Source organism: Paenibacillus sp. NPDC058174 (assembly GCF_042883865.1).
In the GTDB taxonomy this organism is placed as follows: Bacteria; Bacillota; Bacilli; order Paenibacillales; family Paenibacillaceae; genus Pristimantibacillus.
The window spans coordinates 722,928-741,634 of sequence record NZ_JBHVUY010000001.1; the positions used below are offsets into that span (position 1 = coordinate 722,928).

General features: G+C 47.0%; 15 protein-coding genes. 14 read left to right on the forward strand and 1 reads right to left on the reverse strand.

The window, feature by feature from the left end:
* The first annotated feature begins 456 nt into the window (after positions 1-456).
* From ACFVVF_RS03260 to ACFVVF_RS03285, 6 genes are all read left to right on the forward strand, one after another.
* Positions 457-1,602 carry a TolB-like translocation protein gene (locus ACFVVF_RS03260; protein ID WP_387805345.1) on the forward strand — a complete coding sequence of 382 codons (1,146 nt, stop codon included), beginning with the start codon at positions 457-459 and terminating at the stop codon, positions 1,600-1,602.
* Positions 1,603-1,940: 338 nt separating this feature from the next.
* Positions 1,941-3,719, forward strand: a complete 1,779-nt coding sequence (locus tag ACFVVF_RS03265) for an SWIM zinc finger family protein (RefSeq protein WP_387805347.1) — start codon at positions 1,941-1,943, stop codon at positions 3,717-3,719.
* Positions 3,716-6,772, forward strand: coding sequence for a DEAD/DEAH box helicase (locus ACFVVF_RS03270; protein ID WP_387805349.1), 3,057 nt, complete (start codon positions 3,716-3,718; stop codon positions 6,770-6,772). The genes ACFVVF_RS03265 and ACFVVF_RS03270 overlap by 4 nt, the downstream gene beginning before the upstream one ends.
* 17 nt (positions 6,773-6,789) lie before the next feature.
* Positions 6,790-7,101, forward strand: a complete 312-nt coding sequence (locus ACFVVF_RS03275) for a hypothetical protein (protein WP_387805350.1) — start codon at positions 6,790-6,792, stop codon at positions 7,099-7,101.
* 212 nt (positions 7,102-7,313) lie between these two features.
* Positions 7,314-7,850 carry a pyridoxamine 5'-phosphate oxidase family protein gene (locus ACFVVF_RS03280; RefSeq protein ID WP_387805352.1) on the forward strand — a complete coding sequence of 179 codons (537 nt, stop codon included), beginning with the start codon at positions 7,314-7,316 and terminating at the stop codon, positions 7,848-7,850.
* 171 nt (positions 7,851-8,021) lie between these two features.
* Positions 8,022-8,765 (forward strand): YggS family pyridoxal phosphate-dependent enzyme, encoded by a 744-nt coding sequence (locus ACFVVF_RS03285; protein ID WP_387805354.1) that lies wholly within the window; start codon positions 8,022-8,024, stop codon positions 8,763-8,765.
* Between the two features lie 108 nt (positions 8,766-8,873).
* Here ACFVVF_RS03285 and pdxR read toward each other — a convergent pair whose 3' ends face one another.
* On the reverse strand, positions 8,874-10,307 hold the full coding sequence (gene pdxR / locus ACFVVF_RS03290) for a MocR-like pyridoxine biosynthesis transcription factor PdxR (protein WP_387805356.1): 1,434 nt from the start codon (positions 10,305-10,307) through the stop codon (positions 8,874-8,876).
* Between the two features lie 299 nt (positions 10,308-10,606).
* On the opposite strand from pdxR, the gene ACFVVF_RS03295 reads away from it, so the two are divergent.
* From ACFVVF_RS03295 to ACFVVF_RS03330, 8 genes are all read left to right on the forward strand, one after another.
* Positions 10,607-11,134 (forward strand): GNAT family N-acetyltransferase, encoded by a 528-nt coding sequence (locus tag ACFVVF_RS03295; RefSeq protein ID WP_387805357.1) that lies wholly within the window; start codon positions 10,607-10,609, stop codon positions 11,132-11,134.
* Between the two features lie 106 nt (positions 11,135-11,240).
* Complete coding sequence (locus tag ACFVVF_RS03300) at positions 11,241-12,122, forward strand: phosphotransferase family protein (protein ID WP_387805359.1); 882 nt, start codon at positions 11,241-11,243, stop codon at positions 12,120-12,122.
* A 298-nt stretch (positions 12,123-12,420) separates the two neighbouring features.
* Positions 12,421-13,155: a GntR family transcriptional regulator gene (locus tag ACFVVF_RS03305; protein WP_387805361.1), complete on the forward strand. Its 735-nt coding sequence runs from the start codon at positions 12,421-12,423 to the stop codon at positions 13,153-13,155.
* Between the two features lie 111 nt (positions 13,156-13,266).
* On the forward strand, positions 13,267-14,229 hold the full coding sequence (locus tag ACFVVF_RS03310) for a substrate-binding domain-containing protein (protein WP_387805363.1): 963 nt from the start codon (positions 13,267-13,269) through the stop codon (positions 14,227-14,229).
* A 20-nt stretch (positions 14,230-14,249) separates the two neighbouring features.
* Positions 14,250-15,752 (forward strand): sugar ABC transporter ATP-binding protein, encoded by a 1,503-nt coding sequence (locus tag ACFVVF_RS03315; protein ID WP_387805365.1) that lies wholly within the window; start codon positions 14,250-14,252, stop codon positions 15,750-15,752.
* Positions 15,745-16,734 (forward strand): ABC transporter permease, encoded by a 990-nt coding sequence (locus ACFVVF_RS03320; protein WP_387805367.1) that lies wholly within the window; start codon positions 15,745-15,747, stop codon positions 16,732-16,734. The genes ACFVVF_RS03315 and ACFVVF_RS03320 overlap by 8 nt, the downstream gene beginning before the upstream one ends.
* Positions 16,735-16,787: 53 nt before the next feature.
* The gene (locus tag ACFVVF_RS03325; RefSeq protein WP_387805369.1) at positions 16,788-17,627 is read left to right on the forward strand and encodes a BtpA/SgcQ family protein; all 840 of its coding nucleotides are present in this window, start codon (positions 16,788-16,790) and stop codon (positions 17,625-17,627) included.
* Between the two features lie 11 nt (positions 17,628-17,638).
* Positions 17,639-18,559 carry a carbohydrate kinase family protein gene (locus ACFVVF_RS03330; RefSeq protein WP_387805371.1) on the forward strand — a complete coding sequence of 307 codons (921 nt, stop codon included), beginning with the start codon at positions 17,639-17,641 and terminating at the stop codon, positions 18,557-18,559.
* Positions 18,560-18,707: the final 148 nt, after the last annotated feature.

Genomic DNA, 18,707 nt, shown 5'->3' on the forward strand with positions numbered 1-18,707 from the left:
AGGGCAGGTCAGTGTCATGCAGCGACAAGCACTAGGAAGAGAGTATTAAGATTACATAGTAGTTATGGATTAGAGTACATGCACTAATATGAATAGACTCTTCACCTAGATATAACAAAATTTTTTACAAACTACAATAAATAGTATATTGTTGTAAAAAAATAGATATTTCGATTAAGCTAGCAAATATGATAGAGTGGCTCTCATCGCAATATCGAGATATATAAACAGTTCTATCTTTCATAAAAGAAGTTTCACTCCATAAATTACAAAAATATGAAGAAAAATCAAACTTCATTTAAGTATTTAATGCAGTTTTTGATTCGCACTGTTTTTTCTTTATTAAAAAAAATTATTTTTACAATATTTATATGATGCAAGTATTTTTGGGAGGGGCGATAAAACTAACGAGGTATAGAAAGCATGAACTAATAAATCATAAGAGGTGAAAGAGAAATGAGAAGTGTCAAGTATATTATAGTAGGAACTCTTGTTCTTTCTGCTATCCTAGTAGGATTTGTATTTGCACAACAAAACTCTTGGGATTTATTTAAAAGATCGGATGGTTTTATCATTGCGCAAGACGATGTGGTTGTCAAACTTGTTGGAGAAAAGGAAAAGAAAGAAATCGTTGATTCGTTAGATCCATTATCCAACAGACCAACAAAAGTACTCGACAGCAAGAGTATTCAAAATGAAAATACTACTCATAACGTACGCCTACAAGAGGATGGTCTTGATGATGAACTCGTTATCTTAACCGCCAAGAAGAATGGAAAATCTATAGCGTTACCAAATCCGGATCGCGGATATACTGTAACGAATGTCCCTGGAACAGAACAAGCCATTATTGGGTACAACGGGTCTTTGTATTTACTTGACATAAGCAATGATCAGGCTCAAATAAAAAAATTCCTCATGGATCAGGTTCAAGGTTATGATAAAAATAAAATAATGAAACGAGCTACAGAGAAGGAGGGCGAGTTTGTTCTCTGGGGAACTGAACCTTCAGTTAATCCAAAGGGTACCAAAGTAGTCTTTTCAACCAATCGCTCCTCCGAGAATGACGGTGAACTTTGGGTGAAAGATCTTATTTCTGGCAAAGAAAAGTCTATTGGGTCACCAGGTGCAGTACTAGCATGGGATGATCAAGATCATGTTTATTTGCAGAGTGGTCCTTTGACCGTACAAAGAAACACAGATTCCGGTGAGAGTACAACCCTTCTTTCAGATTGGGTTAATAGTGTTACGATTTCTTACCCATACATGGTTTATTCACCAGATGAAAATAAACTTATCATTCAGAATCTGAAGTCAAAAGAGGAAAAATCAGTTGGATTAAACGGTGTCGTACGAAAAATTGTTTCCACCCCTCAAGGCCTATGCTTTGCTATGATGATGTTGCTCGATGCAACAGCTCCTGGCATGGAAATTATCATTTTGAATGCTGAAACAGGTGAAATAAAAACAATCAAGGAACCGAAAAATGCTTTCTTTGAAGAAATATCTTGGTTAGATGCGGAGCATCTTCTTATTGCAACACGTGAACCGGGAACAACCAATCAATCCACCTATGAAGTTAATATTCATAAGTTGAAGTAGTTAACAATGAAGAAAGTTATGATACTCGCACTAGTCCTGTTCTTTCTTTAGCAATAGCGATTCCCGTATCAGCATATACTACTGATCATACTAATGCATACACCAAGTAATATGGGATTTTAATGCCAGACCTCCGCTGAGGACCTCTACAGGTACGGACAATTGGGTAGGTGTTTCTAGCGATACAAATGGGACGATCGTAAGCCGCATAAACTGCGGCTTTTGCTTATTGTATAGAAGTTCTTGTTGCAAGCTAAATTCAAGAAGTCTATATGATGTAATGACCGATTTTTAAGGGGGTTCGGGTCCCGCGGGCGGAATAGCTGATATAATAGATAGTGAAGTTTTATAGAATACATAACGATGTAATCGGGAGTCAACGGATTATGGATATGGACTACATGCTGAATGACAGCGCGTGGCGGATGCTGCTGGAGGGCGTAGCCGCGCATTTCGACGAACTAACGATTATACGGGGGTTTCAACTTTATAAACAGGGACGGGTTGAGGAGCTGGCGCTGCGCGACGACGGTGTACATGTGGACGCTCGCGTCAAGGATAACCGGATGCACGATGTCGCCGTCGCTCTGGACGACCTCACGGCGAGCGAATGCGCTTGCTCTGTGAATCGGGCCTGCACGCATATGGCCGCAACGATGATGGGCTATGCGGAGCGGTGCGGCCGACCGATTCAAGCGCTGGTCAACGCGCATAGCACCTTGAAGAGAGTAACTGCCGCCGGCAAGCCAAGCGCGGCTCTGGACGGCAAACAGGACGATACCCGTGGGGGTACTAGAGGGGCTGAATCGGAAGCATCATCCCGGTCTAGCCACATCGAGGACGGCGAGAACCGCAGCGTCACATCGGCAACCCTTCAGACCGTCGGGCCGACATTAACAGAGGCGGAGCTGACCGAGCTCCCCGTGGCCAAATGGCACGAACGGTTCCAAGAGAGCTGCGGGCCGGAACAACTGCACATCCGTACTGCACAGGAGGCGAACGAACTACTCACCGACCTGCAAGCGATGCGGCCTGAGCTGCCTTGGGCGCTGGAGCAGTTATTCACACTTCATGCTCTGCTGTTCGTTCTGGAACGGATGGTAACGCCAGTTCAGACGGACGGGCGCCAATCGGGCACGTTCATGGGTTATCATACGCAGCTTGCATTGGACAAACTGCGCGGGCAGGCGCAGAGCCTGCTTGAGGACAAGCTCGCGCTGGCGGACGACAGCTCCGCATACTGGGGCCGCCTGATGGAGACAGCGGATTTTCTCCGGGAGCGTATGCTGATCGAGGATAAGACGCTCGGCTGCTTCTCGGTGCTTTATAGCTCGCTGTGGCTGGGATGGCTCGGACCAAGCTCAGTTGGAAGTTCGGCGCTCTACGAGGAGGAGCTGCGCCAGTTGCAGGCGGCGAAAGCGGAGCTTGGCCCATCCTTGTCACGGCTGCCGTGGACGCTCGCTCAGTGTCTGATTTTACTCTACTTAGCGCGCGACGCAGAAGCGCTGGAGCTGCTTGTACGGGATGGAAGAAAGCTGATGCTGAAGCCGGAGCATCTCGTGCTACTGCTCGGCGTCCTCGAGCGCGGAGAGCAATGGGTGCAGCTGCGTGACTGGCTCGTGAAGTCTGCACCGCTGCTCATTGGTTTCCGTGAAGAGGATCTGGCGCCCTATGGCAACTTTTGGGGTGTCGTCACAACGCAGCTGCCAGAGGCGGAGCCTGTAATGTGGCGTACGCTTCAGGAGATGCTGCCATTCTCGCGGACCATCTACGAGGATGCGCTGACGGCATACGGCCGTTGGGACAGGTGGATCGATCTGCAAATGTGTATGGGTGAGGATCCGCTGTCATTTCGTGTGGCCGCTTTGAAGCCGATCGAGAAGGAAGCGCCGGAGCTGCTGCTGCCCTTCTACCATCAGGCGGTGGAACGGTACGTGCTTCAGAAGAACCGTGAAGGATACCAGGCAGCGGTGAAGCTGCTGAATCGGCTCGCCAAGCTGTACGCACAGCTTAAAAAGGACGAGCGGTGGGAGCAGTTCATCGACGCGTTCGCAAGCCGGAACAGCCGGCAAAGAGCGCTGCTGGAAGAACTGCGTAAAGGAGGACTGCTGTCATGAACGCGTACACGGATACGCTTACGATTCAAGTGAGACTAACTGAACAAGGCGATGCACTGATCTTCGGCGCAGACGCATCCGGCTATGTGCCGGGGCTGCTCGTTAAGCAGCGGTTGTTCGCACGGCATGAACCTTCGTTCTACGGTACGGAGCTCGATATCGAAATGCTGCAGGACGAGCTAGAGCTTGTCGTGCTGCCGGCCGAGATGGTATTGCCATTCTTCGCCGACCCTGAGCTGCTGCCGATGCATGTGAGCTGGCGGTTCGAAGGGGACGCTGCGCGGCTCGCCGCGATTGCGCCGGCGCTAGAGCGCGGTATCGCGGAGCGGAAATTTGTACCGAGCTTCGAGGCCTACAAGGCTGGCAAGCTGCTTTGGACATGGGACACAGAGGCGTTCGATGTAAAGTCGCGCCGGGCGCTGCGCGCACTTGCGGGCGGTGGCAATCGTGAGCCTATCGGTCTGTATGACGGGCCAGATGAGGATAGTGAATGGGATGAAGATTCCTCGGCCCTGACCGGTCTCGGCGCTGCCTTCTCTGCGGCAGTGTTCCAGCGCTATTACGCTACAGAGGAAGCTGCCGGCGATCTGCGCCGAGATTTCCCTCTGCTGTTCGTCCGTGACCGCGCTGTTTCGGCTGCAGGTCTCGACGAGCGAGGCTGGCTAGTTGCCACCGGCTGGAAGGCTGATACGCGGCCATTCCGGCCGCTCCTGCAGCTGCTCGAGCCAGAAGACGCCGAAACTGGCGGCTGGCGCCTCGCACTCCTGCTGCAGGACAAGTTCGAACCGGCGAAGCTTGCCCCGGTTCGATTGGCCGCGGATGGCAAAGCCTCCGGAACTTGGCCGTCCAATTGGACGCCGCACGTGAATGAGCGCTCCGCGGCTTGGCTCGCGCATCTGCGCGCGAGTCTGCCGGCGGACCGGCTGGCCGGCAGCTCCAAGGACGTGCTGAACGCCCCGCTGTCGGCCGACGACGCGTGGCGGTTTCTGACTGCGGACAGTCAGCACCTTCTGGCCGCAGGCTGGCAGGTACTGCTGCCGGCCTGGTGGGAGGAGGCGAGCCGCAAGAAGCCGCGCATTCGCGCAAAGGTGCGCCCCGGCGAAGGCGAAGGGGAGCGCGCGGGCGGCAGCCGGTCCTTCTTCGGCCTCGACGCGCTGATCGAATTCGACTGGCGCGTGTCCATTGGCGACACCGACCTAAGCGAGGCGGAGTTTCGTGAGCTGGTCGCCCGCGGTGAGCGGCTTGTACAGTTTCGCGGCCAATGGGTGCCGCTTGATCCCGCTCTGCTCGCACAGATCCGCAAAGCGATGGCAGGCGTCGATCCTCGGCGGGGCTTGTCCTTTCAGGATGTGCTGCAGCTGCAATTGCGACGAAATCGCGCCACTTTCATGCCGGCAGCTGCGGAGAAGGCCGGCGAAGGCGGTCTTGGGGAGGAAAGCGAGAGCGAAGGCGAACTGGAGATGGTCGTCGAGCTGAACGATCAGCTGACAACCGTCATGGCGCAGTTGACGCAGCAGACGGAATGGCCCTCGATCCCCGTGCCGCCGACGCTGCACGCGGAGCTTCGCAGCTACCAGCAGGGCGGATTTTCCTGGCTCGCGTTTCTGCGAAGGCTCGGAATCGGTGCCGTCCTGGCAGACGACATGGGTCTGGGCAAGACGATTCAGTTCATCACATATCTGCTTCACGTCGCCGAAGAAGCGACCGCAAGCGGGGAACGGCGTCCCGCTCTGCTGATCTGCCCGACCTCAGTGCTTGGCAACTGGCAGAAAGAGGTGAACCGCTTCGCGCCTTCGCTGCGAATCCTGCTCCATTACGGCAGCAAACGGCTGAGCGGCGATATGTTCTATAAGGAAGCGGCGAAGGCTGATCTTGTGCTAACCTCGTACGCAACGTCGACGTTGGATCAGGAATTGCTCGGCGGCTATACTTGGTCGGCGGTTTGCCTTGATGAGGCTCAAAATATCAAGAACGCCGGCACGAAGCAGGCTAAGGCGGTCAAGAGCTTGCCGGCGCGGCACCGCATCGCGCTGACGGGTACGCCAATCGAGAACCGGCTTGCGGAGCTGTGGTCGATTTACGATTTTACCAATCCGGGTTATCTCGGCACTGCCCGCGTCTTCACTGAGCAATTCGGGCAGGCGATCGAGCGTGAACGGGACGAGAAGCGTACGCAGGAGCTGCAGCGCCTCGTGAAGCCGTTCATGCTGCGGCGTAAGAAGAAGGATCCGAACATTATGCTGGACCTGCCGGATAAGAACGAGATGAAGACATACATCCATCTCACCGGCGAGCAGAGCGCGCTTTACGATCGGACCGTGAAAGAGCTAATGGATGAGGTCAAGAAGGTGAAGGGCATTCAGCGGAAAGGAGCGATTCTCTCCGCACTGACGCGGCTGAAGCAGCTTTGCGACCACCCCGTGCTGCTGACGAAGGAGGCCGTTCCGTTGCCGAGAGACGAACGAGAGGAAGCTGCCGAATCGGCGATGCTCATCGGGCGCTCTGCCAAGCTCGAACGGCTGCTCGAGCTTGTGAAGGAGCTGCGTGATGAGGGTGAACGGTGTCTGATTTTCACGCAGTACATCGGTATGGGGGAAATGCTGCAGCGGCTGCTCGGCCGGGAGCTTGGCGAGCCAGTCCTTTATCTGCATGGCGGCTCGTCTAAAACAGCACGCGACCGGATGATCGAGCAGTTTCAGTCCCGGGAACTGCCATCCGCAGAACAGCCGAATGTGTTCATCCTATCGATCAAGGCCGGTGGCGTCGGGCTCAACTTAACGGCGGCGAACCATGTTTTCCACTTCGACCGCTGGTGGAACCCCGCTGTAGAGAATCAGGCAACGGACCGCGCCTACCGGATGGGACAGACGCGCAACGTGCAGGTGCACAAGTTCATCTCGCTCGGCACGTTGGAAGAGCGAATCGACGAGATGCTCGAGAGTAAGCAGCAACTGAGCGATGATGTCATCACGAGCTCTGAAGACTGGATCACGGAGCTGTCGACGGACGCTCTGCGTGATCTATTTACGTTGCGGCGTGACTGGTCGGAATAGCGGAGGGAACCACTGATATGAGAGAATTTATGAAGTCTGCAATACTGCAAGGCAGTTTGCTTGGGATTATCGTGTTAATCGTACTTTTCACATTGAATCATCGTGTAGTATTGGGAATGCTTAATACTAACAAGCAAGAGGATTTTTCATATCAAGACAGTTATTTTATCGTTTATCATGGTATTCTTCAGGATGCACCTAAACTTGCTATTATGTTTTGGATATTAATCGTTGTTATTGTCTCCATTACTATCGTAGTAGTTGCTAAGTTATTGTGGCTTAGATTTATAATGAAAGAGCAACTTCGTTTAACTAACAGGAAACAATAGCTTATTAAACCAGTAAAGCCGCACTTATGCGGCTTTTTATTTTTATACAGAAGTCCTTGTCGTGAGTTGCATCTGGACAACAGAGTATTGCCAGTAATGGATGGACAATATCCTGTTTTGGATTGCAAGGAATCAATGTTTTTGGATGTTAAGGATCACTCCATTAATTGCTATACTAACTAGACTAATCATCAATATATAGGAGTGAAAATATGGAAAAGGTACGCTATCAGGTTAGAGAAGTGATAGATAAGGCGAGAATCGAGGATTTTCTGAAGCAAGCCCGAATTGGGCATCTTGGAATGGTTGATGGACAATTGCCTTATGTTGTCCCGCTTAATTTCGTTTGGACTAACGAAAAGATTTATTTTCATGGTGCTGCTGGGGGAAGAAGAAATCAGGTTATGATGGCTAACCCAGAGGTTTGTTTCACGGTATGTGAGGAGTATGGGACGATTACGGATCCTGTGCCGGCAAAAACAGATACAGCATACATGAGTGTAATCATTTTTGGAAAAGCAGAAAGTATTGATTGTTTGGATGAGGCCACACACGTACTGCAGGAGATGATGAATAAGTATGTTCCCGGGTATTACAAACGTCCATTGCCGAAACAGCATGTAGATAAATACCGTTCCTCTGTATTTGGTGGTCCGGTACAGGTGTACCGCATTGATCCTGAACATATTACAGCGAAAGAAAATCCGGTTGAAAAAGAGAAAATGTTTAATTCGAATAAATCGATCTAGACATTCAATTGAAAGAGACTTACGGGAAAAAGCTGGCGCTTAATCAATATTGAAGCCGGCCTATTGAACGCAATTAAAGGCAAAATCTCCATCACTTTTTTATGATGGGGATTATCCTTTCCTAAGCCTGTCTTCTAGGTTTGAGAATAGAACACTGAAAGGGTTGGATCCATGGATCAGCTAGTAGAGCAAAACCTCAATACAGTCAGGCAGCAGATGGAATTAGCCTGCATCGCTTCCGGCCGCCATATAGATGACGTGAAATTGTTACTAGCCACCAAAACCGTTTCACTAGATAAATTGCACCAGGCAATTCAAGCGGGTGAGGCGTTATTTGGTGAAAATAAAGCGCAAGAGCTGCGAGACAAATTCCCGCTTATGCAGCAGCATAAACAGGCGGAGTGGCATTTTATCGGGCATTTGCAAACAAACAAGGTGAAGGATGTTGTGAAATATGTGACACTCATTCATTCTGTAGATCGTTTAAAGTTGGGGCAGGCTTTGCATCAACAGCTTACTAAAGAGAACAAGTCGATGGATATTCTGGTGCAAATCAATACGTCCTATGAAGAGAGTAAGTTTGGAGCCCCTCCGGAAACAGCACTGGAATTGGTAGAACAACTATGCCAATTCGATACCTTAAAAATTAAAGGCTTGATGACAATAGGCAAATTAAATGCCACATCAGAAGAAACACGGGATTGTTTTCGATTGTTGAAAAAAGTGCAAGCACAAATTAAAGACAGAAATGATCCCCGAGTTGAGATGGACACTCTTTCAATGGGAATGTCCGGTGATTTCAAAGTAGCGATTGAAGAAGGGGCCACGATCATCCGTGTAGGGACAAGCGTATTTGGCCAAAGGTACTTGCCGGATTCCTACTACTGGAACGAAAACATGCGCGGAGATGATTAGGCGAGAGGCAGGAGAGCTCAGAAAACGATACCTTCCATAAACTTCGTGGCCTTGATTTCAGAATGTCTACAAGGAATGTTCTGCAGGAAAAAAAACTGGCAAGGGTACCTATTGCAACAGTATCCTTGCCAGATGCTCAATGCCTCGCTCGATAGCGATTTCATCTACTTTAGCAAATCCAAGAACCCATCCTTTTCGCTCACTTTTCAAGCTATATTTGCTGAGCGGATAGATACGAATACCTTCTTCAAAGGCTAAATTTGTCACTGTTTCTTCGTCAAAGGATTGATCAACCTCAAGAAGCATGTGCAATCCGGTCTCGACTCCGCTTAGTGTAAAGCGTTCACTCAGTCCAGTTGCGATGATCGCTTTTGTCATGGCTTCGTGCCTGCGCCGGTACACATTTCGTACTCGTCTCATATGACGCATAAAGTGACCGTGTTCAATAAAATGCGCCAGCGTAAATTGTTCCATAATTGGAAGATGACGATAAGTCAATTCCTGGACTTGAGCAAGCCGATGGATGGCTTCATTCGGACCGATGATTGCTGATAACCGGATGCCAGGTGCCACCATCTTGGAAAAGCTCATCATATACAACGTGTTCTGAGGCCTTTGACTGAACAAGGTAGGAAGCGGGTCTCCGCGATAACGAAATTCGCTGTCGTAATCATCCTCAACAATCCAAAACTGTGATTGAGCAGCCATATGTAATAATTGCTGCCGGCGCGGTTCGGACATGATAACACCAACAGCGCATTGATGGGATGGTGTAACAAACACAAGCTTGGATTGTGGATGTATATGGTCTGTGCATAGTCCAGACTCATCGACTGGAGCGGGACATACTCGCATTTTCCGATAATTCATAGCCATCCACGCAGCAGGAAAACCTGGATCTTCGACAGTAACCGTATCCCCTTCCTGCAAAAGAGCTTGGGCTATCAAATCGATGCTATGCTGAGCGCCAGAGGTTAATAAAATTTGATCAACATGCACATAAATGCCACGTTCAAGTGATAAATACCGCTGAATTTGTTCCCGAAGCGGAAGAAAACCTCTAGCATCACCATAAGCCCATATATTCAAATCATTACTTGTCGACGCCTGCAAAAAAGCTTGTCTCCAGCTTCTTTGAAATTGTTCATCGAGATATGGCTCATGAGGCGTGAAATCTATTTCAGGAATAATTCTCTCTTTATTGCCAAACCAGCTGTGCAAATGCTTAATCGAAGCATTCAGTACTGGCAAATTGGGGAGAAGGGGGCTTTTTATTTCCTCGGCCTCTGAAATAGGCTTCACATAGATCGACTCACTAACCCTTGTCCCGCCTCGGCGAGAAGTTACCGTGTATCCGCGGCTAAATAACTCTTCATAAACAATTTGTATGGTCGAACGTGAAACGCCGATTAGTGAAGCTAATTCACGAGAAGGAAGCAGCAATTCTCCTGGCTGCCATTTACCGGTTGTAATATTATGGATCGCTTGATCAAGAAGCTGTTGCCACATAGGACGATCATCATTACGATCAACTTTGAGCATTTTATCACCATGATTCTAATGGATTTATGGATTGATGAAAAATGTGTTTGTGGATATGTTATTGCAATCCATTGATTGATATCCTACCATAGTGATCATTTCATGTACAACTCTGCTTGTCCAATTTGAAAAGCGCCATTCAGGCGCTTTTTGTTCATTTTAACGCTATAACGATCTTTGTATGGGCTTGCGGAGAATCGCACTTAGAATATCGCCGGGAGAATCGTGTAATTGTCAATTTACAAAATGTTACTTTTACCTTATTATGCTAGTGTGGTTTAACCAAGGGAGGGTAAATAATGATTTCAGTTACTGAGATGAAATTAGAGGACTCATACAGGATTCGTGATATTGACCGGTCCGAAACAATAGAGCTAATTTATAAATGCCTTGATGGTGAGATTCAGGAGGTAAAGCTTCCACATGAATGCCCGAATTGGGAGGAAGAACATTACCGGGAGATTATAGAGAGATATGAATTTGAATTAAGTAACGGCGGTACAGCCTATGGAGCATATGACGGGGACAAATTGATTGGCTTCGGAGTGCTGGCACACAAATTCAGGGGAAAAGATCAAAGGCAGCTTCAGTTAGACCTGATGTATGTATCACGCAATTATCGAAGACAAGGAATTGGAAGCCGAATTTTCCATGAATTAAGCCAAGTCGCAATAGAAAAAGGAGCTGCACAACTATACATATCCGCCACTGAAACCGAGTCAGCAGTAAAATTTTATACCAGTCGCGGTTCTGCATTGACATCCGAATTGGATGAGGAGCTTTTTCGAAAGGAACCGAACGACATTCATATGACAAAGGAATTGTGAGGACAAAATAAGAAAAGAGCCAGTCCCTATGACTGGCTGTTTTTCTGAAATAATCATCCAGTTCGTTATCGAACTTTCACCTGCTATCTAAAACAGGAGGCACCCTATGAGTTCCATTCGTACCGTTATAGAAAAGCTAAAGCTGAACGTCAGGAGTATAGAAGATGTTCCAGAGTCATTTAGCTCAGAGGTATATAAGCTTACTCTTGCTAGCGGAGAAAACGTTTATGTAAAAATCCCTTTTAACAAGGATAAGCTATACCGTGAATTTCAGATCCTTGAAACATTGAAGGGAGTTATTCCTGTTCCTAAGGTATTGGACATTTGGTACGGGGATGAAAGTACTGTTGGTGCCTTGCTCCTTTCAGCAATTCAAGGTGTGCCTTGTACAGGAGACATCGATGAGAAACTCGCTTATCAAATTGGCATGTACCACGCTATGCTCCATGAGGTTAAAACTCCCGGGTATGGTTACCATGTCAGTGACGGTTATAAGCTGCTTGACCAAAACAATTGGAGATTATATATCAAAAGCAATTTTGATAATTGGAAAGAACCATGCAAAGAGATTCTCGATTCAGAATTGTTTGAAAGATGTATTGTTTACTTTGATGAAATTTTATCTGCTTTACCGGACCCTGACGGACCAGGCATTGTTCACATGGATTTTAGACCAGGTAATATATTGGTGAATGGTAACGAGGTTGCTGGCATTATTGATTTCGAGAGCGCCCGTGGCGGATCATCAGAAATAGATTTTACAAAAGTTAATCGGGATATTTGGGAAGTCAATCCGAGAACAAAGATACCGTTCATTGAAGGATATCAATCGATTCGGCCTATGCTGGCTGTGGAACAAGTACTGCCATTTTATGATATTTACGATGCTTTCAACGCAGTTGTCTGGTGTAAAAAGAGAGGAATTGAAAAAAATCAAACGTTCCTTCAAGAAAATATTCAAATTTTAAGGAAATCGGTAGGTTATTGAATATAGTTGTTTTTAACCCAGTCGAGATTCGGCTGGGTTTTTACTTTGGATTTGTATCATAAGCTTCAGAAACCGGGAATGAGAAAGGGGAAAGCAAGTTTTCACTGATCCATAAATTGAACCTTTAATAATTCGTACAACAATCTAGAAAGCCTTGCTGTTGCTGGATTTGTTCATTCCACATTAGATTACCCAATCATTTTCAAGTGAATTTTAATATGAAAACGCTTTACAAAAAAATTGAAAATATGTTATAACAACATTACGACATAATCAATTTGTAAAAAGGAGAGACGAAATGCTTGACCGTAGCAAGAAAGGCAGCCCGCTTTATTATCAGCTCAAGGATGTCATCGTAAAGCAAATTGAAGAGGGACATTGGATTGTAGGTGATAAAATTCCGACGGAAGGAGAGTTATGCGAGCTATTTAAGGTTAGCCGTACGACTGTTCGATTGACGCTTGCCGAGCTGGTAAATGAAGGTGTATTGTACCGGATCCAAGGAAGCGGCACCTATGTCGCTGAGCATGCTCTGCAAGGGGAACGACCAAAGCTGCTAGGACTGGTTGAGGACTTCGAGAAAAAGGGCAACAAAGTTAAAAGCACCGTTATCCAGGCTGGAGTCGTTCCTGTAACGAATGAAACGACACGGAATTTGGAGCTGATTTGGGAGAAATCGGTGTATCAGCTGAAGCGAGTAAGGATTGTTAATCAAGAAATTATTGGTCTTCAGGATGCTTATATACGCAGCAGCCTGCTCAATGTAGATCTGGATAACTATGATTTCAGTAACCAATCCTTGTATAGAACCTTGAAGAATGATGCGGGCATTGCTCTTACCGAAGCAGTAGAGAAGGTTAAGGCCGTGCTCGCTGATGAAGAAACAGCTGTATTGCTTGGTATCAAATCAGGATCACCACTTCTGTATATCGAACGCGTCACTAAGACCGATAAAGGACCTATTGAGTTTACCAAAATGTATTTCCTGCCTGACAAGTTCCAATATGTCAACGTTTTGAAAACAACAGATTAACAAAACAGTGATTTCAAGTTTCCTTCCGATTGATAAAGAATCTGCAGATTACAATCATGCGCGCAAATCTGTAGATTCTTCTCAATAAATAAAATTGTTGGGGGTATTCTTGTGAAAAAAGCGTTGTTTACTACATTTTTGGTAGCGCTAACATTACTATCAGCATGCGGTTCTGGTCCAAAGGGCCAGCCGGAAAGCACAGCAGGAGGAAAGTCAGATGGAGACAAAAAGCTGGTAGTTGGGGTCACTTACACAACGCTTAGACATGAATTTTTCATTGATATTAGCAAGGGGGTAAATAAAAAAGCTGAAGAGGCTGGCGTCACGGTGTTGACGAATGACCCTAACCTTGATTTGGCTAAGCAAGTATCGGCCATTGAGGATTATACGCAAAAGGGTGTCGATGCTCTAATCGTTCTGGCAACAGATAATGCAGGTGTTATTCCTGCAATTGAGGAAGCCAAAAGCAAAGGTATCCCGATTATAACGGCTGATAATGTTATTAATTCCGATAGCGTGGATACGTTTATCGGTACTGAAAATTATGAAGCAGGCAAACAAATTGGCGAGCAGCTGAAAAAGAGCATTGAAGCTGAAGGCAAGGATGCTACGATCGCTATTGTAACCTGGAAGCAGTCCTTTGTTCAGAAGGAAAGATTAAGAGGGTTTAAAGATGCGCTGGCAAATGTTAAGGGCATTAAATTCCTCAATGAGCAGCCTGGCTATAACCGCGAAGAGTCCATGTCCACAGTTGAAAATATTCTTCAGGCCCATCCTGATGTAAATTATATTTTTGCAACTAGTGAAAACAGCGTGTCCGGCTCCTTGGCTGCACTTGAATCGGCTAAAAAAAGCAATATCAAAATTGTAGGCTTTGATCCAACATCAGAAACTGCAGAAGGAATTCGAAACGATTATATTCTGGCGCTTATTCAACAGCAGCCTCAGCTAATTGGTGAAAAAGCTATTGAAGCGGCGATTGATGCCATTAACGGCAAGAAGCTTGAAAAAAACATTAGCATTCCCGTCATTCTGGTGGATAAGAGTAACGTAGACGAGCATTTCGCAAAGTGAATTAGAAATGGGGAATTTCCTTGAAGCAGCCAATTCTTGAGTTGAAAAATATCGTCAAGGAATTTTACGGAAACCGTGCCTTATCTAATGTTTCTTTAACGCTTATGCCTGGCAGTGTTCACGCTATCGTAGGTGAGAATGGAGCAGGGAAGTCAACCTTTATTAAAATTTTGACTGGCGCATACAGCAAGACGAGCGGCGACATCTATGTTGGAGGCGAGCTGATTAACCAGATGGACCCTCTGGTGTCCAAAAAGCTTGGGATCCATTGCATCTATCAGGAGCTGAATGTAGCCAATGATCTGACAGTAGCTGAAAATGTATTTCTGGGCATTCAACCGGTCAAAAGGTTTGGACTTATTAATTGGAAGAAAATGCATCAAGATGCCAAGGTCATATTCGATTCCCTGCAAATTCGGATCGATCCTAAGCAGCTAGTGAGGCAGGTCAGCATTGCACAGAAGCAAATGATTGAAATAGCAAGAGCCATTTCACAGCAAGCTAAAGTGCTTATTATGGATGAACCAACCTCCTCGCTATCGAATAGAGAAATTGAAATCCTGCTTCATTTAATTGGGGAGCTCAAGCAGCAGGGAATAGGGATCTTGTATATTTCACATCGCATGGATGAAATTTTCCGGATTGCAGATACGGTGACCGTGCTTCGTGATGGCCAGCATATTAAGACGATGCCTTTGAAGGAGGTAAGCGGGGTTGATGAGCTGGTGGAGCTCATGGCTAACCGAAAGGTTGCGGATTACTTCAACAAGGTTGAGGTACCGATCGGCAAGCCGGTGCTGAAGGTAGAAGGGCTTAGTAAAAGCAACAAGTTCCATGACATTGGCTTCGAGCTGCGTGAGGGAGAAATTGTAGGAGTTGCCGGTTTAGTAGGCTCAGGCAGAACCGAGATCGCCATGACCTTATTCGGAATGCTGAAGAAGGATAGCGGTACGATTTCTATCGATGGCAGGCCAGTCGATATTCGAAGTCCTAGAGATGCCATTAAGCTGGGCATTGGATTTGTCACCGAAAATCGCAAAGAAACAGGACTTGCCTTAAAGATGAGTGTTCGAGAAAACATGACCCTGCCCACCCTAAAGCAATTTGACAAAATGCTATGGGTAGATCGCAAGAAGGAGTCCAAGGCTGCTGAAGAATACCGTACCCGGCTTAATATTAAAACAACTAGTCTGGAGCAGCGAATTTCGAATTTAAGCGGAGGCAATCAGCAAAAGGCCATCATAGCACGCTGGATGATTCAAGGCACTCGAATATTGATTTTGGACGAGCCTTGCCGCGGGGTTGACGTTAGAGCTAAGGCAGAAATTTTTGCTCAGATCAGCAAGCTGGCACAGCAGGGTATTACCGTTCTGATGATCTCATCAGAAATTCAAGAAATTGTCGGCATGAGTGACAGGGTCATTGTCATGAAAGAAGGACATATGGCAGGAATGCTAGAGAAGCCGATGATTACGCCAGACCATATTTTGAAACTCGCTTTTGGGGGGGCTAACCGTGCTTAAAGCCAATGCAATCTTACAACCAGAACAGGCGAAATGGAAACAAATCGCATACTTCCTCTTTAATAAGGGCAGTACAACAATCGGACTTATTCTCTTATTCGTCATTATGTCTTTTGCAAGCAGTGATTTTCTTACCGTAGACAATTTGTTAAACGTATTTCGGCAATCAGCCGTACTTTGCATTATGGCTGTTGCGATGACCTTTATCATTATATCCGGTGGCATTGATCTGAGCGCAGGCTCACAAATTGCTGTAAGCGGTGTCATTGCTGCCGGATTAATCGCTGCAGGTGTACCCGTGCCGCTGGCCATTCTCATTACTATTGCAGTTGGAGCTGTCATCGGTCTATTTGTCGGTACGGTCATCTCTACGCAAAAGATTCCACCTTTTATTGTTACGCTGGCGATGCTCACCATATTGAGCGGAATTGCCTTCGTATATACAGAAGGTAACCCGATTCCGATCAACGATGCGTTTTTCCGATCGCTGGGCAGAGGTTATCTTGGTCCGATTCCAGTGCCAATCATTATTATGATAGCGGTTGCAATTGTGGGGCACCTGCTGCTGACGCATACAAGGTTTGGCAGGGCAATCTACGCGATAGGCGGCAATGAAGAAGCTGCTAGGCTTTGCGGCATTCGAGTCAATTGGGTAAAGACAGGCATTTATGTATTCGGAAGCATGGTCATGTCCATCGCAGGTATTCTGCTGGCTTCCCGTTTGTCTACAGGCTCTCCCAATGCAGGTACGGGATCAGAGCTCGATGCTATCGCTGCTGTTGTATTAGGAGGCACCAATTTGTTTGGCGGTGAAGGGAAAATCGTAGGAACGTTGATGGGTGTTGCGATTATTTCGATTTTGAACAACGGACTTAATTTATTGAATGTCCCTTCCTATCATCAGCTTATGATCAAAGGTATTGTCATTTTGGCTGCTGTTTGGTTTAACTCGATGAAAAGCAGAAGAGCATCAGCTGCTTAAATCGATTTAAATATTTGCATAATAAAAATATACAGTAAAGGTGATGGAGAGAAATGAGCGGAGGAATTTTTCCAGCAAAAAAGAATGCACTAGATGAGTTGTTTGGCGTTAAGAAGCCGATTATCGGTATGATTCACTTGAAGCCGATGCCTGGTGCGCCTCATTATAAAGGCGAAAGCATGGATGAAATCATTGAGTTTGCACTTAAAGATGTCCGAACGCTTGTGGAAGGTGGCGTTGACGGCTTGCAAATCGAGAATGCTTGGGATCTTCCTTTCCCTAAGCCAGAAGATTTTGGCATGGAGACGGTTGCAGCTATGACAGCTGTTGGCGTTGAAATTCGCAAGGCAAGCAGCCTGCCGCTTGGAGTAAACTGCTTGGCGAATGCCGTGCTGCCTTCTATTGCAATTGCCAAGGGCTGTAAGGCAACTTGGGTTCGCTCTAATCAATGGGTAAACGCATATGTTGCCAATGAAGGCATCATAGAAGGAGCTTCTGCTAAAGCGATGCGTTATAAAGCGGGATTGTTCGGCGACGATATTAGAGTGATGGCAGACGTTCATGTTAAGCATGGCAGTCACTCCATTGTAGCTGACCGCAGCTTGGCAGAGCAGACACGCGACAATGAATTTTTCGATGCGGATATTCTGATTGCAACTGGTAATCGTACGGGCGACGAAACAGAGCTGGATGAAATTAACGGCATTAGCAATCATACAAGCCTGCCAGTCATCGTAGGAAGCGGAATGACAGAGAGCAATGCAGTATCTATCCTTTCTGTTGCTGATGGAGCCATTGTTGGCAGCTGCTTGAAAGTTGACGGAAACTGGTGGGAGCCCGTTGAGCTGGAGCGTGTAAAACGATTTATGGATCAGGTCGCAATCTTGCGTTAGGAGGGTCAGGTATGGCCGCAATCGCAGTTCATGGATTTATAAACGTAGATCTTGCAGGTAAAACAGCTGCTTTTGCAGGCGCTGACCAGGAAGCAGAGCTAGAGGAGTTTCAAGTGTTCTCAGGCGGTTCGGCGGCGAATGTCGCCGTCGGGCTGTCCCGGCTCGGCCAGGAGGTTTTCTTCCTAGGAGCAACTGGTGACGATGGTTATGCCTCCTTGTTAATAAAGGAGCTGGAGCAGGTCAGATGCGATTATATACAGCAAATACCTGGAGTGGTATCAGGCACCGTTATGATAACAGTGGATCGTCATGGTTTGCGTACAATGTACACTTATCCGGGAGCTAATGCGCATTTTAATTGGAGCCTTGTGCCGCGATTATTTGTTGGAGGGCTGGATTACTTGCATTTAAGCAGTCCTGCAGATGCTGTTATCAAGCAGTTGGTGCATTTAAAACAAGCGAATAGTCGACTGCAGGTTTCGCTTGATCCGAGCAAGCTGCTTACTGGAAAAGGACTTCAGTACTTAAAGCCGTTGCTCGAGCGAACAGCTATTTTATTTCTGAATGAAGCGGAGCTGGATGATTTATTTCCTTCATGTCAGCGCAGCGAGGCGATTAGCCAGCTGCATAGCATCGGGCCTAAGCATATTTTTGTAAAGCTTGGTGCGAAAGGTGCAGAGTATAGCTCCATGCAAGAAAGTGGGCAGCATAATAGGATTCATCAGCGTGCGCTGCCTGTTCATGCAGTGGACTCTACGGGAGCAGGCGATGCTTTTGCTGCAGGAGCACTATACGGTCTTGCAAGAGGCTGGGAGCAGGAGAACGTGCTTCGACTTGGTATTGAAATGGGAACACGAGCTGTTGCAGCGGTTGGCGCAAGAACAGGATTGCCATATAGGCATGAGCTAAGCGGGCTGAATTGGTTTTCTTGATGCCGTGAAAGCAATGCTGCGAGTGTTATTAGTGCAGAGTAAGCCGCAATTTATGCGGCTTTTTTTGCGTGGTTTTCACCAATTGTAAGGTAAATGTAAGACAATGTAAGGCAAATCGATGGCTTAAGCCGGCCCGCCAAGATAAGAT

Bases quoted from the DNA above. Each gene is read 5' to 3' on its own strand.
- ACFVVF_RS03260 (WP_387805345.1), top strand. From the start codon at position 457: ATGAGAAGTGTCAAGTATATTATAGTAGGAACTCTTGTTCTTTCTGCT.
- ACFVVF_RS03270 (WP_387805349.1), top strand. From the start codon at position 3,716: ATGAACGCGTACACGGATACGCTTACGATTCAAGTGAGACTAACTGAA.
- ACFVVF_RS03275 (WP_387805350.1), top strand. From the start codon at position 6,790: ATGAGAGAATTTATGAAGTCTGCAATACTGCAAGGCAGTTTGCTTGGG.
- ACFVVF_RS03280 (WP_387805352.1), top strand. From the start codon at position 7,314: ATGGAAAAGGTACGCTATCAGGTTAGAGAAGTGATAGATAAGGCGAGA.
- ACFVVF_RS03285 (WP_387805354.1), top strand. From the start codon at position 8,022: ATGGATCAGCTAGTAGAGCAAAACCTCAATACAGTCAGGCAGCAGATG.
- pdxR (WP_387805356.1), bottom strand. From the start codon at position 10,307: ATGCTCAAAGTTGATCGTAATGATGATCGTCCTATGTGGCAACAGCTT.
- ACFVVF_RS03295 (WP_387805357.1), top strand. From the start codon at position 10,607: ATGATTTCAGTTACTGAGATGAAATTAGAGGACTCATACAGGATTCGT.
- ACFVVF_RS03300 (WP_387805359.1), top strand. From the start codon at position 11,241: ATGAGTTCCATTCGTACCGTTATAGAAAAGCTAAAGCTGAACGTCAGG.
- ACFVVF_RS03305 (WP_387805361.1), top strand. From the start codon at position 12,421: ATGCTTGACCGTAGCAAGAAAGGCAGCCCGCTTTATTATCAGCTCAAG.
- ACFVVF_RS03325 (WP_387805369.1), top strand. From the start codon at position 16,788: ATGAGCGGAGGAATTTTTCCAGCAAAAAAGAATGCACTAGATGAGTTG.
- ACFVVF_RS03330 (WP_387805371.1), top strand. From the start codon at position 17,639: ATGGCCGCAATCGCAGTTCATGGATTTATAAACGTAGATCTTGCAGGT.